20 protein-coding genes, 1 tRNA gene and 1 pseudogene are annotated in these 17,467 nt (G+C 69.1%); 13 read left to right on the forward strand and 9 right to left on the reverse strand.

Annotated features, from left to right (window positions below; genetic code table 11):
* Positions 1–77 precede the first annotated feature (77 nt).
* From BS329_RS39220 to BS329_RS39240, 5 genes are read left to right on the forward strand one after another with little or no spacing between them, the layout of a single operon-like run.
* Positions 78–944, forward strand: coding sequence for an STAS domain-containing protein (locus tag BS329_RS39220; RefSeq protein ID WP_076168409.1), 867 nt, complete (start codon positions 78–80; stop codon positions 942–944).
* On the forward strand, positions 941–1,339 hold the full coding sequence (locus tag BS329_RS39225; protein WP_076168376.1) for an STAS domain-containing protein: 399 nt from the start codon (positions 941–943) through the stop codon (positions 1,337–1,339). Before BS329_RS39220 ends, BS329_RS39225 begins: the two co-directional genes overlap by 4 nt.
* A complete protein-coding gene (locus tag BS329_RS39230; protein ID WP_076168377.1) occupies positions 1,329–1,754 on the forward strand; it encodes an anti-sigma regulatory factor in 426 nt (141 codons plus the stop codon). Before BS329_RS39225 ends, BS329_RS39230 begins: the two co-directional genes overlap by 11 nt.
* A complete protein-coding gene (locus BS329_RS39235) occupies positions 1,751–2,743 on the forward strand; it encodes an ATP-binding protein (protein ID WP_076168378.1) in 993 nt (330 codons plus the stop codon). Before BS329_RS39230 ends, BS329_RS39235 begins: the two co-directional genes overlap by 4 nt.
* Entirely contained in the window at positions 2,740–3,918 is a 1,179-nt protein-coding gene (locus BS329_RS39240; RefSeq protein WP_076168380.1) for a PP2C family protein-serine/threonine phosphatase, read from the forward strand. Before BS329_RS39235 ends, BS329_RS39240 begins: the two co-directional genes overlap by 4 nt.
* Before the next feature lie 51 nt (positions 3,919–3,969).
* Here BS329_RS39240 and BS329_RS39245 read toward each other — a convergent pair whose 3' ends face one another.
* Both BS329_RS39245 and BS329_RS39250 read right to left on the reverse strand, forming a co-directional pair.
* Positions 3,970–4,791, reverse strand: coding sequence for a S1 family peptidase (locus BS329_RS39245; protein ID WP_076168411.1), 822 nt, complete (start codon positions 4,789–4,791; stop codon positions 3,970–3,972).
* A 164-nt stretch (positions 4,792–4,955) separates the two neighbouring features.
* Positions 4,956–5,789, reverse strand: coding sequence for an enoyl-CoA hydratase/isomerase family protein (locus tag BS329_RS39250; RefSeq protein WP_076168382.1), 834 nt, complete (start codon positions 5,787–5,789; stop codon positions 4,956–4,958).
* 123 nt (positions 5,790–5,912) lie between these two features.
* Here BS329_RS39250 and BS329_RS39255 point away from each other — a divergent pair, with 123 nt between their 5' ends.
* Positions 5,913–6,305, forward strand: coding sequence for a winged helix-turn-helix transcriptional regulator (locus tag BS329_RS39255; protein ID WP_076168384.1), 393 nt, complete (start codon positions 5,913–5,915; stop codon positions 6,303–6,305).
* Positions 6,306–6,669: 364 nt separating this feature from the next.
* On the forward strand, positions 6,670–7,350 hold the full coding sequence (locus tag BS329_RS39260) for a fasciclin domain-containing protein (RefSeq protein WP_076168386.1): 681 nt from the start codon (positions 6,670–6,672) through the stop codon (positions 7,348–7,350).
* A 71-nt stretch (positions 7,351–7,421) separates the two neighbouring features.
* On the opposite strand, the gene BS329_RS39265 is transcribed toward BS329_RS39260, so the two are convergent.
* The 6 genes from BS329_RS39265 to BS329_RS39290 all read right to left on the reverse strand — a co-directional run bounded on the left by BS329_RS39265 (position 7,422) and on the right by BS329_RS39290 (position 12,140).
* The gene (locus BS329_RS39265; RefSeq protein WP_076168388.1) at positions 7,422–7,727 is read right to left on the reverse strand and encodes a hypothetical protein; all 306 of its coding nucleotides are present in this window, start codon (positions 7,725–7,727) and stop codon (positions 7,422–7,424) included.
* On the reverse strand, positions 7,724–8,125 hold the full coding sequence (locus BS329_RS39270) for an Asp23/Gls24 family envelope stress response protein (RefSeq protein ID WP_076168390.1): 402 nt from the start codon (positions 8,123–8,125) through the stop codon (positions 7,724–7,726). Before BS329_RS39270 ends, BS329_RS39265 begins: the two co-directional genes overlap by 4 nt.
* Positions 8,115–8,681 carry a hypothetical protein gene (locus tag BS329_RS39275; protein ID WP_076168392.1) on the reverse strand — a complete coding sequence of 189 codons (567 nt, stop codon included), beginning with the start codon at positions 8,679–8,681 and terminating at the stop codon, positions 8,115–8,117. The genes BS329_RS39270 and BS329_RS39275 overlap by 11 nt, the downstream gene beginning before the upstream one ends.
* Complete coding sequence (locus tag BS329_RS39280; RefSeq protein WP_076168413.1) at positions 8,672–9,253, reverse strand: RNA polymerase sigma factor; 582 nt, start codon at positions 9,251–9,253, stop codon at positions 8,672–8,674. The genes BS329_RS39275 and BS329_RS39280 overlap by 10 nt, the downstream gene beginning before the upstream one ends.
* A gap of 504 nt (positions 9,254–9,757) precedes the next feature.
* Positions 9,758–10,936: an FAD-dependent monooxygenase gene (locus tag BS329_RS39285; RefSeq protein ID WP_076168394.1), complete on the reverse strand. Its 1,179-nt coding sequence runs from the start codon at positions 10,934–10,936 to the stop codon at positions 9,758–9,760.
* A 58-nt stretch (positions 10,937–10,994) separates the two neighbouring features.
* Positions 10,995–12,140 carry a CaiB/BaiF CoA transferase family protein gene (locus BS329_RS39290; RefSeq protein WP_076168396.1) on the reverse strand — a complete coding sequence of 382 codons (1,146 nt, stop codon included), beginning with the start codon at positions 12,138–12,140 and terminating at the stop codon, positions 10,995–10,997.
* A 256-nt stretch (positions 12,141–12,396) separates the two neighbouring features.
* On the opposite strand from BS329_RS39290, the gene BS329_RS39295 reads away from it, so the two are divergent.
* The 4 genes from BS329_RS39295 (at position 12,397) to BS329_RS39305 (ending at position 15,454) form a co-directional block, all read left to right on the forward strand.
* Positions 12,397–13,224: an NAD(P)H-binding protein gene (locus BS329_RS39295; protein ID WP_076168398.1), complete on the forward strand. Its 828-nt coding sequence runs from the start codon at positions 12,397–12,399 to the stop codon at positions 13,222–13,224.
* 97 nt (positions 13,225–13,321) lie between these two features.
* Positions 13,322–14,470 carry a N(5)-(carboxyethyl)ornithine synthase gene (locus BS329_RS39300; RefSeq protein WP_076168400.1) on the forward strand — a complete coding sequence of 383 codons (1,149 nt, stop codon included), beginning with the start codon at positions 13,322–13,324 and terminating at the stop codon, positions 14,468–14,470.
* A 271-nt stretch (positions 14,471–14,741) separates the two neighbouring features.
* Positions 14,742–14,894 (forward strand): hypothetical protein, encoded by a 153-nt coding sequence (locus tag BS329_RS44985; protein WP_244197466.1) that lies wholly within the window; start codon positions 14,742–14,744, stop codon positions 14,892–14,894.
* A 53-nt stretch (positions 14,895–14,947) separates the two neighbouring features.
* Positions 14,948–15,454: a hypothetical protein gene (locus BS329_RS39305; protein ID WP_076168401.1), complete on the forward strand. Its 507-nt coding sequence runs from the start codon at positions 14,948–14,950 to the stop codon at positions 15,452–15,454.
* 17 nt (positions 15,455–15,471) lie between these two features.
* Here BS329_RS39305 and BS329_RS39310 read toward each other — a convergent pair whose 3' ends face one another.
* Positions 15,472–15,750, reverse strand: a complete 279-nt coding sequence (locus tag BS329_RS39310; RefSeq protein WP_076168403.1) for a hypothetical protein — start codon at positions 15,748–15,750, stop codon at positions 15,472–15,474.
* 206 nt (positions 15,751–15,956) lie between these two features.
* Here BS329_RS39310 and BS329_RS39315 point away from each other — a divergent pair.
* Positions 15,957–16,033: transfer RNA gene (locus BS329_RS39315), tRNA-Ile, on the forward strand.
* A gap of 309 nt (positions 16,034–16,342) precedes the next feature.
* A pseudogene (locus BS329_RS39325) lies at positions 16,343–17,467 on the forward strand (IS3 family transposase); the annotation flags it as partial.

Below are 17,467 nucleotides of genomic sequence, written 5' to 3' on the forward strand. Positions count from 1 at the left end.
GCACCGGAGTAAGGTGACTGTTGTCATGTGACAACAGTCGCGATCGCAGCCGGTCGCGCCGTACACCTGGAGGTGTGGTGCAGGGGACCGAGGACTCCGCCGTCCGGGACCTGCTTTCGCGGATCTTCGACGACGGCCAGGAAAGACTCATCGACGACTGGGTGCGGTGGCAGCTCACGGATTCGCCTGCCTGGACCGGCGAGCAGGAACTGCGGCTCGAAGCCAAGGAACTACTCGAAGCCTTCTCCAAGGCCCTCCGCACCGAAATCCCGTTGGAGCGGATCGTCGACCGGGACGAAGCCGTCCGCGCCGCGTTGCGGGGATTGTCCGAGCGGCGCGCCCGCGTGGGTGCCTCGCCGACCGCGACCGCGATGGCGATCCTCGCGCTGAAGCGCACCACGCTCTCCGCGCTCGAAAACCTGGCCGAAGACACCGGGATTCGCTATCACGCTTCGTTGCAGGTCAACCGTCTCCTCGACGCGGCAGGCCTGCTCACGTTCTCGGTGTACGTAGAAGGGCGCGAAGAGATCATTCGCCGCCAGCACCAGCAGATGCTCGAGCTGTCGACCCCGGTGGTGCGCTTGTGGCGGCAGGTGCTCGCCGTTCCGTTGATCGGCACCCTCGACAGCGCACGCACGCAGGTCGTGATGAACGACCTCCTCGAGGCGATCCAGGCCCATGAGGCACGCGTGGCGATCATCGACATCACCGGTGTGTCCACCGTCGACACCGCCGTGGCGCAGCACCTGCTGCAAACCGTCAGCGCCGTCCGGCTGATGGGCGCGGAATGCCTGATCAGCGGTGTCCGCCCGTCGATCGCGCAGACCGTGACCCAGCTCGGTATCGATCTGTCGCACATCGTCACCCGGGGTTCGCTCGCCGACGCGCTCGCCGCGGCGATGCGGCTGATCGACGAACCCTTCCGCTCCGCGGTGACCGGATGAACGCCAGGGCGGGCCTGCCGATCCTCCGGCTCGGGGACATCCTGATCAGCGGGCTGCTCAGCGACCTGGACGACGCGATCGCGCTGGAGTTCACCGCCGAACTCACCGCCCGGATCTCCGACGAGGGGATTCGCGGGGTCATTCTCGACATCTCCCGGCTGGAGATCATCGACTCGTTCGTCGCACGCGTCCTGATGGAACTGGCCGCCACCGGGAGGCTCCTCGGTGCCCGGATGATCGTCGCCGGAATGCGGCCGGCCGTCGCCATCACCCTGTCCGAACTGGGACTGCGGCTCACCGGCGTCCAAACCGCGCTGAACGCCGAACAGGCCATGGAACTCCTGGGATGGCGCCGTCCCCTTGAGGCAGCCGAAGAGGCGCCTCGTGCTTCCTGACGAACTCACCGACCAGGACCCGCGCGAACACACCGTCCGCGCCGAAGAGGACCTGCTCACCGCACGGCACGCCGTGCGGGCCAGTGCCGTCGCGGCCGGCTTCTCGATCGTCGACCAGACCAAAATCGTGACCGCCGCCAGCGAACTCGTGCGCAACGCCTACATCCACGGCGGAGGCGGCACGATGACCATCGCCGTGGTGCGTGACCGCTTCGGGCGGTCGGGAATCAGCCTGTCCGTCCGCGACGGCGGCCCCGGTATCGCGGACGTCGAACAGGCCATGGCCGACGGGTTCAGCACCGGCGCCGGTCTCGGGCACGGTCTCGGCGGCACCCGGCGGCTGGTCGACGAGTTCACCATCGACACCACACCCGGCGAGGGCACCACGGTCACCGTCGTCCGCTGGAAACCATGACCGTCTCGGACGCGTCGCTCACCCGTCTGATCCGCATCGACCACATCAGCGCGGTCTACGCCGCGACCCGTGCCGCCCGCGAGGTCGCCGCCGAGGTGGGCCTGCCCGAAGTCCTCGCCGAACGCGCCGCCGTCATCGCCTCCGAGCTGGCGAGCAATCTCGACAAACACGCCAGCGACGGTGCCGTGTTCGTCCAGCGGTCACTGGCCTGGCCGGGAGTGGACGTCTACGCCGTCGATCACGGCCCGGGAATGGCCGACCTGGATCATTGGCGCGTCGACGGCAACACGACCACGGAAACCCTGGGCACCGGACTCGGCGCCATCGGCAGGCTCGCGACCGAGTTCCGCATCACCTCGGCGGCGGGCACGGGGACCGTCGCGGCCGCCCGGGTCCTCGCGCCCGGCCCGAAACCCGCCGATCTCGCGCACGTGCGACTCCCCCGCGAAGGCGAAGAGCGGTGCGGTGACGCGGTGGCCTTCTCCACGATGCCCGGCGTCCGCACGGCGGCCCTCGTCGACGGGCTCGGCCACGGCCCCGAGGCGAGCGACGCCGCGGAAGCCGCGATCGCCGTCTTCCGTCGCGACCCGGACCGGCCGCTCCCCGAGCAGCTCAACGCCATGCACCGGACGCTGCGGCAGACCCGCGGCGCGGCGGTCGCGCTCGCCCGGATCTCCGAGGGCTCGCTCGAGTTCTGCGGCGTCGGGAACATCAGCGGCCTCGTCCTGGCCCAGGGCCACACCCAGCCACTGCTCAGCATTCCCGGGGTCGTCGGCTTCACCCTGCCGTCCGTCCGGGTACGGGCGGTGGCGTTGACCGGGCACGAACTCGTGATCCTGCACACCGACGGAATCGACGGCTACTGGCGCGGCCCGGCCGCGCTCGGACCGCTCCCGCCCATCGCGCTGCTCACCGCCGATCTCGCCCACCGCCACCGCGATCTCCGCGATGACGCCGCGTTGATCGCCTTCGGACCGGAGGTCCCGTGACAGACGCCTCGACCCGCCGGTTGCGCCGCCGCGTACGCGAGGTGTGCGCGGCAGCCGGAGTGCCGGTCGAGCAACGCGCCCGGCTGGTACTCGCGGCGACCTTGCTCGCCGAACGCGGCCCGGAACCGGCACTTTCGGCGGCCACCGCTGTCGGCAGGCTGTCCGTCACCCTGGAAACGTTCCGGCCTGTCGGACAAGGCGAACGCAACGCCCTCCCCTTGCTCCCCGCCGCGGGCGACGGGACGAGCCTGACCTGGCATCTCGACGCGGGCGCCGAGCCGGCACCGGCGACAGCCGCCGACGACGAGGCGGCCACCCGGGACGAGATGCTGGCGCTGGTCGCCCGCGCCGACACCATCGCCAAGGACCAGCGCGAACTCAAACACGAACTGGCCGAGACGAACAGTGGCGTGCTCGCGATGTACGTCGAACTGGAGGAAAGAGACGAGCAACTCCAGAAGGCGCACGCGGTGATCTTCCGCGAACTCGAAGACGCGTTACGCCCACCACCGCCGAAAGCCGACGCCTTCGAACTGGCCGTGCACTACGCGCCGAGCCAGCAGGACTCCCCCACCGGCGGGGATCTCTACGACTGGTTCGTCCTGCCTGACGGGAACCTGCACATCACCCTCGTCGACGCCGTCGGACACGGTGTCACCTCGACACGGCACGCCCTGACCGTCACCCACGCGATCCGCACCCTGGCGTTGGAAGGTCACCCCTTCCGCGACCTGATCGCGCAAGCCGCCCGCACACTGGCGACCATCGAACCCGACCTGATGGCGACCGTGCTGCTCGCCCGGCTGGACCCGGCGACCGGCGACGCCACCTTCGCCAACGGCAGCCACCCTCGGCCGGTACTGGCCACACGCGGCGAGACCGAACTCCTCTTCGCCGCGAAGGCAGGCCGGGGCATCGGCTTCCCCGATCCGGGAAGCCACAGTCTCATCCACCGCACGCTCACCGACGGCGACTTGATCGTCATCTACACCGACGGCCTGGTCGAAAGCCGCAAGGACTTCCTCGAAGGCGAAGCACGTCTTCTGGCGGCTACACGCCGTCACGCCGGGCGCCCCACCGCGGAGATCCCGGACCTTCTCGCCACCGAAATGCTCGACGTCGTCCTGCACACGGACGACACCGTGGTCATCGCGGTCCGCTACGTGGCGCCATGACCTCGGCACCCGGCGGCGAGAGGGTTCAGCTCGGGAGGCCCGCTGACGAGATCAGTTGTGCCCGTGGATGGTGCGGTGGATCCAGTCGGCGTAGGCGGGCACGCTGGTGTAGAGGCCGGGTCCGTTGGCACAGGGCACGTCGTCATCGCCGGGGCCGGAGGTGACGCCGATCAGCTGCCACCGGCCGTCCTGCCCACGCCGGATCTGCGGTCCGCCGGAGTCGCCCATGCACGCCATCGCGTCGGGCTTGCGGCTGATCGTGCACAGCCGGGTCGAATCCGCGTAGCCGGGCGAGCACTCCGACTCGGCCCCGCGGCGGGTGTCGAGCTGCTGGAGCCGTTCGGGGAACACCGCCTTGGTGATGTCGGCGGTGTCGACCGTGGTGCCGAAGCCCAGTAAGCGGGTCGGCGTGCCGGGACGGCCTGGCCGGTCGGCGATCCGGACAGGCCGTTCGGAGACCGGACGGTCCAGGCGTACCAGCGCGATGTCGTTCTTGTTCGGCGCGCCCGGCTCGTAGCCCGGGTGGCGCACCCAGCGGTCGATGACGCGTACGGTGCCGCCGGAGGTCCGCCGCTGACTGCCGATGCGCACCGTGCCCTCCGGCACGGCCGGGTTGCGCCCCGGGTCGACGCAGTGCGCCGCGGTCACCACCCATCGCGGGTGGACCAGCACCGCCCCGCAGACACCCTTGGCGTTGTTCATCTCGGGTACCACCTCCGGGATCGAGGCCATGAATTCATAGCGTTCGGTGGAGTTCTTCCCGTTCACCACGGCATCGGCACTGGCGGGCACCGCGATCGCGCAGCACACCCCCACCAGCGCGACACCGACGGCCCGAACGAGGCCACGACGTACGGAATCAACTCTCGACATGCGTCTTCCTTCACTTGCGGACTTCGAATCGATCGAGTCGATCATCGCCGCCCTCCGCGCCGTGAACCACCGGGTCAGCCTCCGTTCGGCGGTGGGGACGGCCCTACACCGGATGGTGGTGCCAGTCGGCGTCCGTGTCCCGGAACGGGCCTTGGCCCGCCGGATCAGCCGGCCAGCCCGCGGAGCAGGCTCTCCAGATCGCGTTCGCCGTCGCGGGTCTGGGCGCCGTTGGCCAGTCCGCCTCGGATCAACTGTGCGGCCGCGGGCCGAACGAACTGGCCCGCCCAAGCGTCGTGTTCACGCAGGAAGCCCTCGGCCAGGTCGGCGGGAACGATGGCGCGTTTGGCCGCGGCGACCACGCCCTCGGGCAGTGCGGCGATGTTGCGGGCGAGGCGGTCGACGACGTCGTCGAGTTCGTCGGCGGGGACGGCCCGGTTGATCCAGCCGTAGCGTTCGGCGGTCCGCGCGTCGTGCAGGTCGGCGCCGAGCACCACCTCCAAAGCGCGGTTGCGGCCGATCCTGTCGGCGAGGTACTGGGTGCCACCGCCCCCGGGGACGATGCCCATGAGGGCCTCGACCTGGCCGAGCCCGGCGCGGCCGATCGCCGCGAACGCCATGTCCGCCGCCGTGACGAACTCCGCTCCACCACCACGGGCCAGGCCGGCGAGCTTGACGATCGTCACCTGGGGCTGCTGCCGGAGCAACTCCCCGAGGGCCTGGAAGACGTTGACACCGTCGGGTGTGTCGGCCGCGAGTTCGTCGAAGGCGTCCGGCGCGTCGACCAGTGCCATGTCGACGTGGGCGAGGAAGAAGTCCGGATCGGCGCTGTCGAACACGATCACCCGGACCGAGTCGTCGTCCCGCAGCCCGGTCAGCAGCCGCCGCAGGTCGGCCATGAGGGCGACGTCCAGGACGTTGACGGGTGGGTTGTCGAAGGTGACACGGGCGATGCCTGCCTCAAGGGTCACTCGCAGGGTCGCGTAGGTGTCGTGGTGCACGAAGGATCTCCGATCGGTACCTGTCAGGCAGCTAAGTTCCTGATGTATACCTAGGCTGAAGCGACGGGAGACCGGCGTCAATAACGCACTTTCGGCATCTCAAGGATCATGGAGGATACCGGCATGACCACTCCCGGCACCGGCACGGACACGGGCGTCGTCTACCGGGCCGACTGCCCCAGTCGCCCGATCCTCGACCAGATCGCCGACAAGTGGTCGATGATGGTGATGACCGTCCTCGACAGGCCCCGCCGGTTCAACGACATCAAGCGCCACCTCGAAGGCGTGACCCAGCGGGTCCTCACCCAGACCCTGCGCCGCCTGGAACGCAACGGGATGATCGCGCGGCGCGTGCTGCCGACCTCACCGGTCGGAGTCGAGTACTCCCTTACCCCGCTCGGCGAATCCCTGCGCGAACCCTTCGGTCACTTGTATGACTGGACGACCGCCCACGCGGACGAAATCCAGAACTGCCGGCAGAACTACGACCAGCGCCAGCACGCCGAGCGAACGTAACCGCTCGTTCGGGTCAGTCGACGGCGCCGGTCCCTGTCTCGCCAGTGCGGCTCGCGCCGGTCACGTGCGCTGGACCTGGTAACCGGCGATCAGTTCTTTGCAGTGCTGTCGCACCTCTTCGAGGGTGAGGAAACTGCCGTGAGCACCACGACGGCGTGGACGCGTTCGCCGTAAGAAGGTCAACCTGAACACCGACAAATTCGGCCCCAAGACCGGCCGGCGCGCGGGCACCGTCACCTTCGTCTGAGAAAGATCGGCGAACGACCAATCCGCCTCACCGGCGGCCCCGAATCCCTTGCAAGAAGGCAGAGAACACCTCGTCCACAATGGACAACCTAGCCGCCTTTACCTGGAGTGGTATTTCATGAACAAGCTTCGCGTCGCAGGAATCGGTTTCACCGCGGTCGCCGCCCTGGCCCTGTCCGCCTGCGGCAGTGACGATGCCCCGTCAGCCGACAATGCCGCCAACACCCCCGCGCCCGCCGCGTCCTCGTCGGCCCCGATGTCCAGCTCCGGCTCGACAGGATCGCCCGACGGAGTGACCACCAACGCCGACGTGTTCGGCCCGGCCTGCTCGCAGCTTCCGCAGGGCAACTCGCCCGGTTCGCTGGACTCGATGGGCCCGCAGCCCGTCGCCAGTGCCGCCTCGACCAACCCGCTGCTGACCAAGCTGGTCGCCGCGGTCAAGGCCACCAACCTGGTCGACACCCTCAACAGCCAGCCCGCCATCACCGTGTTCGCCCCCGCAGACCCGGCGTTCGCCGCCCTCGGCGACGCCAAGTTCGCCGAGCTCGCGGGCAAGCCGGACCAGCTGGCCCCGATCCTGCAGTACCACGTCGTCGGCAAGCGCTACGACGCCAAGGGCCTGGAGTCGGCCAAGACGCTGGAGAGCCTGAACACCGCGGGCGGCCCGCTCAAGATCGAGGGCTCCGGCGAGAACATGACCGTCAACGGCGCCAAGGTCCTGTGCGGCAACATCCCCACCAAGAACGCCACCGTGTTCGTCATCGACACGGTGATGACCCCGGGCACCAACAAGAACTAGGTCCCCGCACCCTGATCGCGGTGGCCACGCCCTCGGGCGCGGCCACCGCGATCATCGTTGTGTCAGGCAGTTCAGGGGACGAGCGCGGCGGCGTCCACATCGGTCACGACGAGGCGCAGGCTCGCGTTCTCCCAAGCGGTTCCGGTCAGCACGGCCCGCAGGACGGCGCCGGCGGTCTCCGTCAGCGGCGGGATCGGGACCTCCAGCGCGACGACGCGGATCTCGACGACGCCCTCGGAGATGTCGACGGCCATGACGTCGAGGTCCCACGGCACCGCCGAGGCCGCGGCCGTGGTGGACGGCGTCGCCGCGCGAAGGCCGGGGATGTCTCGGAGCGCGCTGAGCAGCGACGCGGTCAGTTCGGAACGTGCGGTCACAACAGTCCTCCACGGATTTCGATGTCCAAAATGGACACCGAGACGGCCGACGGCGTGAGCCCGGTCGCCTCGGTGACCGCCCGGCTGACCGCCCGCTGCACCGTCTGCGCGGTCGCGGCCGCCTGGTCGAGGCCGGAGAGCGAGAGATCGATCTCCACCCGCACGTCGGGCGGATCGTGTTCGACGAACGCGCGCACCCCTTCGGTCGGCGCCGGTTCGAGGCCCTTGACCCGCTGCCGCGCGATCCGGGTCAGCGAACCCGCCAGCCCGCGCAGGCCGGGTTCCAGGCGTACCACGCCGGGGACCTTCGCCGCGGCATGCGCGGCGACCGCCGCGACCACCGGCGGGGCGATGACCGTTTCGACCAGTTGCCCGGCCGGGGCCTGTTCAGGCGTCATAGAGGTCCTCCACCACCAGATCCAGCCTGGCCAGCCGGATGCCGACGCGGGCACCCGCGGCCGCGGTGACCCGTTCCCGGACGACGTCCAAGGAGCCGCCGTCGAAATCGTGCGCGATCGCGAGGCTCAATTCCACGTCCACGGCCAGCGCGTCGGTGTCTTCCCCCGATCGGTGGACCCGGCAGTGCCGCGCGCGGACGCCGTCGACGGAGTCCGCGGCGAACCGCAGCACCGCCGCGACAGCCTGGTCGCTGACCTGGATCTCGCCCGGTTCGGGACTGGACAGGGGCACCAGATCGCGGCGCCGCACCTCGGCGCGGACCGCGGCCATGATCCGGCTGGTGAGATCCGGCGACGGCTCGGCGTCGTCTTCGGCCAGCTCCGTGGTCAGCCCGCGCAGCACCCGGAGGCTCTCGCGGGTCGCCCGGCAGTGCGGGCAGTCGAGTTCGTGCGCGTCCGCCCGGCCGGCGTCGACCTCGTCGAGCCGTTCCCAGACCTGTTCCACATCACGGCCGCACGGCAGCAGGTAGTCCTGGGTCGCGTGATTCATCGCCATGGCGCCATCACCTCCGCCAACTGTGCTCGTGCTCGTGCGATGCGTCCGCGCACCGCCGTGGTGGTCGCCCCGATCGCGGTCGCGATCTCCTCGTAGGAGCGGCCGTGGACCTCGCGCAACAGCCAGCAGGCCCGCTGCTCGGCGGTCAGCTCGTCCAGCGCCCCGGTCAGCGCCGCCATCTGCGCGCTCGTCTCGGCCGCGCGATCCGGCCTGCCTGCCGGACCCTCGGATTCCCGCAGGTCCAGTTCGACGTCGGCCACCGGTTTCCGCGCGCGGATCACGTTGAGGCACCGGTTGGTCGTCGCCCGGTAGAGCCAGCCGACGAACGCCGCGTCCTCCTGCAACTGGTCGAGCCGTCGCCAGGCGGTGAGGAACACCTCCTGGACGACGTCCTCGGCGTCGCCCTTGTTCCCCAGCATCCGCAGCGCCAGCCGGTACATCGGTCCCTGGAAACGCAGGACGAGCTGCTCGTACGCGCGGATCTCGCCGTCGCGGGCCCGCGCCACCAGCGTGGTGTCGTCCAGCACTGTTTCACCGGCGGCGGGCGCGTCCTTTCTCACCGACGTCGTCATCCAGCGCACCTGTGCAGTGACGCCATCCGAAGCTCCCTTCACACCACCTGATCGGGGTGACACCCGTCAGACACGTCTTCCCCGGAAACGTCACGCGGGAAACCCGGTCCAGCCGACCACGTCACAGCGCGGAGCGCACGCCGAAGTCACGTGACGGCCCGGCGGCGGAACGCCCACTGACTCGCAGGGGTGAAAACCAGCAGCGCGGTGGCGCAGAGCCAGCCGGGCAGATGGGGGACCCGCGGGATCAGCGCGCCACGCAGACCCTCGCTGACAGAAGCGACCCGGCGGCGACCGGAGCCTGACCAGGCTGGCGGCGTCGGTGCCGGCGAACCCGCGGCACAGCGGACCGCTGACCGTCGGCCACGATCGAAGGGCTCCAGCCACAGCCCCTCACCAGGGTGCTGACCCCGGCCGAACGGGAGATCGTGCGGGTGGCGGCGGGACTGCTGCTCCAGGTCACCGGGCACGGTGAGGAGCCGCCGGACCGGGCGCCGCTCCGAGTCACCGCCGCCGGGCGAGCGCGGGGTAGTCGTCCAGCGTGATGTCGGTGGCGAACTTGTCGGTCACCCCCAGCATCCAGCGCAGCAGGAACGGCCGCCGGAACAGCTGGTTGCGCAGGCTCATCCGCAGCTTCGTCGGCGGGGCGAGGTACGGGCCCGCGTTGGCGCTGCGGGCGATCTTCGCGTAGCCGCGGAACTTCTCCTCGTACCGCCGGAAGGCCACCTCGTGGTCGCCGTTCGCCGCGGCGAGTTCGCCCGCGACGACGTACGCGGCGACGATGGCGAGGCCGGTGCCGAAGCCGCCCAAGGTGTTGCCGTAGGCCGAATCGCCGAGGAGCGCGACGCGGCCGGTGGAGTAGCTGTCCATCTTGACGCGGCTGAGCGAGTCCAGATAGACGTCGTCCGACCGCTCCACCGCTTCCATCAGTTCGGGCAGTCGCCAGCCGCCGCCGGCGAACGCGTCGGCCAGGATCTTCTTTTGCTGGCCGGCGTCGTACCGGTCGTAGGCGATCTCGGGGGAGGCGAACACGAAGAACGCGGCCGCCTTGGGCCCGCCGGTGGCGGCGAGGCGGCCGGGCTCGTTGTACATGATCGAGGTGCCGCCCGGGCCGCGGAAGTCGTCGGTTTCCCCGGTCTCGGCCAGAGCGTAGTAATGGCCGAGGTGCTGCACGTAGTCGGTTTCCGGACCGAAGGCCAGCCGTCGCACGGTGGAGTGGATGCCGTCCGCGCCGAAGACGAGGTCGAACCGCCGGGGCGCCCCGCGTTCGAAGGTGACGTCGACGCCGTGGGCCGTTTCGGTGAGCGAGGTGATCGAGTCGCCGAAGACGTACTCGCAGTCCTGGGCGGTCCGTTCGTAGAGGATCCCCACCAGGTCGCCGCGCCGGATCTCGACGTCGCCGCCGGTGAATTCGCCGGGCATGACCGCCAAGGGCCGTTCCGTGGCGTCGATGATGGTCTGGTCGTGCCCGCCGGTCTGGCGCCGGTACACCTCGTCGAGAATGCCCATCCGCTCCAGCACGGCGCGGTGGGTGGCGCCCTTGAAGTCGACCGCCTGCCCGCCGGTGCGGAGTCCCGGCGACCGTTCGACCACGGTGACCGCGTAGCCATGGCGGGAAAGCCAGAAGGCGAGCGCGGGACCGGCGATGCCGGCACCGGAGATGAGGACTGTCTTGTTCGTCATGGCCGGAAGCTTCGCGGCCGTCGTTGACGAAGCACTGACAGTCCGCTGACCACCGCTGTCACCTCCAACCAGGCAGGGGCAGGGTGAGCTGGGCGGGATCATCCGGTGGCGCGGTCTCATAGCGGGGCGGTGTCGCCGACAGGCCGATCGGGTTGCGGGTCAGCCGTACGGAGGAGCCGTCGGGCCGGGGGAGGTCGACCGTCGGGTTCAGGCCGAGGCGCTCCGCGAGGGCGAACGCTCCCGCGACGTCGTTGACCTCGCCCGCGGGCACTCCGGCCGCGCTCAGATCCGTCGCCCACCCGGCGGCCGGACGCCGGGCCAGCTGCTCTTCCAGCAGCCTTCGCAGTTCGACGCGGTGCTCGACCCGCGCCGGGTTGGTCGCGAACCGGGGCTGATCCGCGAGTTCCGGGAGGCCGATGACCTCGCACAACGCCGCGAACTGCCGGTCGTTGCCGACAGCGAGCGCGATCTCGTGATCGGCGCACGGCACGAGTTCGTAGGGGGCGATGCTGGGATGCCGGTTGCCCATCCTCGCCGGGACCGTCCCGCCGGAGGTGTACGCGCTGCCCTGGTTGACCAGCGCGGCGAGCAGACTGGACAGCAGGTCGATCTCGACGCGCTGGCCCTCACCGGTCCGGTCGCGATGGCGCAGGGCGGCGAGGATCCCGACGCTCGCGAACAGCCCGGCCAGCACGTCGACGAGCGCGACGCCGACCTTCTGCGGCTCGCCCGCGGGGTCGCCGGTGATGCTCATCAGCCCGCCGACGGCCTGGATGAGCAGGTCGTAGCCGGGCAGTGCCGCGCCGCCGCCGGAGCCGAACCCCGTGACGGAGCAATAGACCAGGCCGGGGTTCGCCGCCCGCAGGGGCGCCGGGCCGAGGCCGAGGCGGTCCATCACGCCGGGCCGGAAATTCTCGACAACGACGTCGGCTTCCAGCGCGAGCGCGCGGGCCTTGGCGAGGTCGTCCGGATCGCCGAGGTCCAGCGCCACACTCGTCTTGTTCCGGTTCACCGACTGGAAGTACGTCGCCTGGCCGGACGCGTCGTACGGCGGCCCCCAGCTGCGGGTGTCGTCGCCCGTGCCCGGCCGCTCGACCTTGACCACCGTCGCGCCGAGATCGGCGAGGAGCATCGTGGCGAACGGTCCGGCGAGCACGCGGGAGAAGTCGAGGACGCGCAGCGGGCCGAGTGCGGTGTCGGGCATGAGCCAGACCCTAAGCGGCTGTCCAGGGCTTTCCCTACTGGGTCAGTGTTCGGTACAGGAGGTGGTGAGTGGCGTTTCGGGTTGCCGGTCACTGCGGATGAAGGGCGCTTTCCCCGCATGCCATGTGACGAAAGCGTCCTTCACGGCGTGATCACAGTCACAAAGAACCTGGTTCCCCAATACTTTCCTCTAGGTACCTACTATCCCCATGAAGGTAGCTTCGGCGCGTCAACAAGACGCGAATCGAGGAGCGACCATGATCGTGGTGACCGGAGCGACCGGAAACGTGGGACGGCGGCTGGTGGAAACCCTTACCGCCGCGGGGGAAGAGGTGACGGCGGTGTCGCGCCACGTCTCGGCGGCGGACGTGCCGGACGGAGTCCGTACCGTCCGGGCCGATATCGCGAAACCCGCAGTCCTGGACCGGCTGTTCGACGGCGCCGACCGGCTTTTCCTTCTGACGTCAGGCGATTACCTGGCGTCGGGTGGCGATGTCGCGGAACTCGCCGGGGTGGCGCGGCAAGCGGGTGTGCGGCGGATCGTGCTGCTGTCCTCCCAGGGCGTCGGGACCGGGCGGCACGCGCCCGCCTTCGAAGAGGCGGTCCAGGCGTCCGGTCTGGAATGGACGGTGCTGCGGCCGGGAGGCTTCGCCAGCAACGCTTTCCAGTGGGCGCCGTCGATCCGAGAGAACCGCGTGGTCGCCGCGCCGTTCGGCGACGTCGCGCTGCCCGTGATCGACCCGGCGGACATCGCCGACGTCGCGGCCATTGTGCTGCGAGAGAACGGCCACAATGGACAGACCTACGTGCTGACCGGGCCCGAGCCGATCTCGCCCCGGCGGCAGGCGACGGCCTTCGGTGACGCGCTGGGCGAGCAGGTGCGGTTCGCCGAACTGGGTGAGGACGAGGCGCGGGCGGCGATGTCGGCGTTCATGCCGCCGGTGGTCGTGGAGGCCACGCTCGCCATTCTCGGCTCGCCGACGGAGGACGAGCAGCGCGTCAGCCCCGATGTCGAACGCGTGCTGGGACGTCCAGGACGGACGTTCGCCGACTGGGTGGCGCGGAACGCGGCGGCGTTCGAATGAGCTGAACGGCGAGGGACCCGGGGTGCTCTCGGGCACCCTGGCCCTGCGCCGGTCCCGCTCCTTATGTTTAGACTGAGGTCTATCTAAGGGGCCTCAAGTGAACCAACTCACTCTCGGCGTCATTTCCCGCTCGCGCAAAGAAAACGAGTGGCGGCTTCCGATCCATCCGCGTCACCTCGAACGGATCGACCCCGAACTCCGGAAGCACATCTATCTCGAACACGGCTACGGCGAACGTTTCGGCATCCCCGACGAGGACCTGGTGCTGCTCGTCGCGGGCCTGCGGTCACGGGACTGGCTCATCGCGGAATGCGACATCATTCTCCTGGCCAAACCGCTCGCGGACGATCTGGCCGAACTCCGGCCGGGGCAGATCCTGTGGGGCTGGCCGCACTGTGTCCAGGACGAAAAGCTCACCCAGCTGGCCATCGACCGGAAGCTGACCCTCGTCGCCTTCGAGGCGATGAACCACTGGCGGGGCGACGGTTCGTTCGGTTTGCACGTCTTCCACAAGAACAACGAACTGGCGGGCTATTGCTCGGTGCTGCACGCGTTGCAGCTGATCGGTTCGACCGGCGACTACGGCCGTCGTCTCCGCGCCGTCGTGATCGGCTTCGGCGCGACCGCGCGGGGTTCGGTGACGGCGCTGAACGCCCACGGCATCCACGACGTGCACGTGCTCACCCATCGCGGCGTCACCGCGGTCGGCTCGCCGATCCATTCCGCGAACATCGTGCACCTCGACCACGACCTGCACGGCCCGGCCGATCTCCGGCGCAGTCACGCGATCACCGAGACCGGCCGCGTGCCGCTGCCGGACTTCCTCGCGGAGCACGACGTCGTCGTCAACTGCGTACTGCAGGACCCCAAGGCCCCGTTGATGTTCCTCAAGGAGGAAGATCTCGCCCTGTTCCGGCCCGGCAGCCTCGTCGTCGACGTTTCCTGTGACGAGGCAATGGGTTTCAGCTGGGCGAAGCCGACGACGTTCACCGAGCCGACGTTCCAGGTCGGCGGCGTCACCTACTACGCCGTCGACCACAGCCCGTCCTATCTCTGGGACTCGGCCACCTGGGAGATCAGCGGCGCGCTGCTGCCGCATCTGAAGCGGATGCTCGGCGGACCATCGGCTTGGGCGGGCGACGAAACGCTCGAGCGCGCCGTCGAGATCAGCGAGGGCACGATCCAGAACACCGACATCCTGTCCTTCCAGCACCGCTCGCCGGAATACCCGCACGCGCGGTTGTGAGCCCCGCTCGATGAGGAAGTTCTCATCTTTCGACACACGGATCTGACGATCTTCCGCGCGCATCGGCAGGATCGGCGTCGCCGCTTCAAGATCCGCACGCGCACCTACACCGACTCGGTCGACACCTTCCGCGAACTCAAGGTCAGCGGACGGCGGGACGAGACGGTCAAGGTCCGCCGTCCGCATCCGGCCGAGGCCGCTGACCCCGTCGCTGGTCTGGCGGTCCGGGGCGCGAAGCCTCGCCGCCGGGGATGACTTGGTACTGCCGGAGGTGAAGTCGGCGTCCGAGCGCAACAGCGTCACCGAAGCGCTGGCGAAACTGCGGATCCGGGAGCAGTCGGTGAGCAAGTACTGCGCGGGACTGGACCTGGCGACCGGCGGGAACCGGTGGCGCCCGGCGCTGCGGCGGCTCGGGGTGGCGTAACGCTCGGCGGGTGGCGGCCGACCCGAGCTGTTGGGGGAACCGAGGGAGGAACCATGAAGACGAGAGAGAAGGTCGCGCTCGCGGCCGGAGGACTGGCCGTCGCCGCCGCGGCGGGCACGGTGTTCGCCGGGACTTCCGGCGCCGTCGGCCCGTCGCCCGCGCCGCTCGTCCAGGCCGCGGAGGTGTCGTGCGTGACCGACGGCGCGGGCATGTGCACGGTGCGGCACGGTCTGGGCGTGGTTCCGGCGGTGGTCGTCGTCTCGGCGAACACGCCGGGGCAGTTCAACGCTTACATGCTGAACACGGTGCAGGGTTCGTACACGGCGACGACGTTCCAGGTGCGGGCGATGTTCAACCAAGCCACGCCGAAGGTGGGCGGATCGATCTGGTTCAGTTACGCGGCCTACGGAGGGCAGGTTTCGCCGACTTCGAGCCCGATGCCGCCGAAGACCACTCCGCCGCCTATGACAACCAGACCGACTACAACTCCGCCGTCGAGCGAGCCGCCTGGACCGGGAACGACCACCACGCCGGGCGGTGGTTCGGGACTGGGCGCCTGACCGTCCAAAGAGGACCGTTACCGCCGGGGTCGCGGCGACGGCCGGTCGTCCAGTTCGTCGCTGAAGATCCTGTCGACGCGCAGGCCGGCCCGCCGCAGTGCCCGGACGCTCGCCCTCAGTAACACCGAACCGCCGATGACGACCACGACACCGAGCCCGATGGCGCCCGAATTCGCCACGAGCGCCTCCCTGTACTGGTGGGCGAGATACCCCAGGCCCATCCCGATGGTCAGCGTGTCCCCGAGCGCGAGCAATCGGCGCCGAAGCACTCGTGGTGCGGCCGGCAAGGCAGGCATGGATATCACCGTCCCCCGCCGCGCTCGGCGTTGGTCCTTGCAACCTAGACGAGGCCGCGCCGTCCGGCGGTGGAAACCAGCTGTTTGGCCTAGGCGATCGCGGCAGGAGAGCGCTGTGATAACTTGGAGCGAACTGGGACTTCTGTGCGTTAGCAAACCCGCTGTTCGGGCTGGGGCGGCTCCCGCGGAGGTGCCAGGCACCTTTGGGGCCGGTAGCTCAGTTGGTTAGAGCAGGGGACTCATAATCCCTTGGCCGTCGGTTCGAGCCCGACCCGGCCCACCACATCAACATCGCCGCTGACCTTCGGGGATGTTGATCCTTCGGTGGCAATTTCGCCTCGGCGTCAATCGTGACTGGGCTCCGTTATGTCTCCGTTTGCTCCGGTGTGCTTATGGGTGGAGGAGTGCTCTGCGGTGCCGGTTGGTGGCGTAGCAGCCTTTCTGCCTCCTTGTCACAATCGCTGTGGTGGGGGCTTCGGCAGGTCCGGAGTCCTTTGCTTCCACAGCTGGACAAGCTGGGTGTGAGGGACTGTCCAGGGTGTGGTTGACACCTGATTTGTGAGGCTTCGGCCTTGCTTGGAAGGATGTCGTCGTGCCCAAGCCTTATCCTCGTGAGTTTCGTGACGATGTTGTCGCGGTCGCCCGGCAGGGCCAGGTCCCGTTGAAGCAGGTCGCCAAGGACTTCGGGATCTCCGTGTCGTGTCTGGCGAACTGGATGCGTGCCGCGGACGTCGAGGCCGGCAAGCGGCCCGGTGTGACTACGGATGGGTCCGCTGAGCTGCGTGAACTCCGCAAACGCACCGGCTGCTCGAGCAGGAGAACGAAGTTCTGCGGAAAGCTGCCGCCTATCTCGCGCAGGGCAACCTGCCGGGAAAATAGCCTTTCCGCTCGTCCGTGAACTGGCCGCGGCCGGCGCCCCACTCAGGGTGCCGGCCGCGGTGACGTGCAGGGTGCTGGGGATCTCCCGGCAGGCCTACTACCAATGGCTCTCGGCTCCGGTCTCGCAGCGAGACTGGGATGACGCCCATCTGATCAATGCCGCGCTCGACATCCACGCCGACGATCCGGCAGATGGGTACCGGTTCGTCGCCGACGAACTGGCTCAGCGTGGCTTCGCCGCCTCGGAGAACCGGGTGTGGCGGATCTGCTCCATGCAACAGATCTTTTCCATACACGCCAGAAAGAAAGGCCGCAACCGCAAGGCGGGGCCGCCGGTGCACGACGACTTGGTGCGGCGGGATTTCACCGCTGCCGCGCCGAACGTGAAGTGGCTGACCGACATCACCGAGCATCCCACCGCCCAGGGCAAGCTCTATCTCTGCGCGATCAAGGACTGCTACTCCAACAAGATCGTCGGGTACTCGATCGACTCCCGCATGAAATCCTCACTCGCCCTCGCCGCACTCCGCAACGCGATCACACTGCGCGACCCGACCGGCGTCATCGTGCACTCCGATCGGGGCAGCCAGTTCCGGTCGAAGCCCTACCGGCGTCTGCTGCGTAACAACGGCTTGATCGGGTCCATGGGCCGGGTCGGCGCATGCGGTGACAACGCGGCCATGGAATCGTTCTTTTCCTTACTGCAGAAAAACGTTCTCGACACCCGACGCTGGAACAGTCGGGACGAACTACGCCTCGCCATCGTCACCTGGATCGAAACGAACTACCACCGCAAACGCCGACAACGAGCCCTGGGCAAACTCACCCCGGTCGAGTT

This window comes from Amycolatopsis coloradensis, from assembly GCF_001953865.1.
GTDB lineage: Bacteria > Actinomycetota > Actinomycetes > Mycobacteriales > Pseudonocardiaceae > Amycolatopsis > Amycolatopsis coloradensis.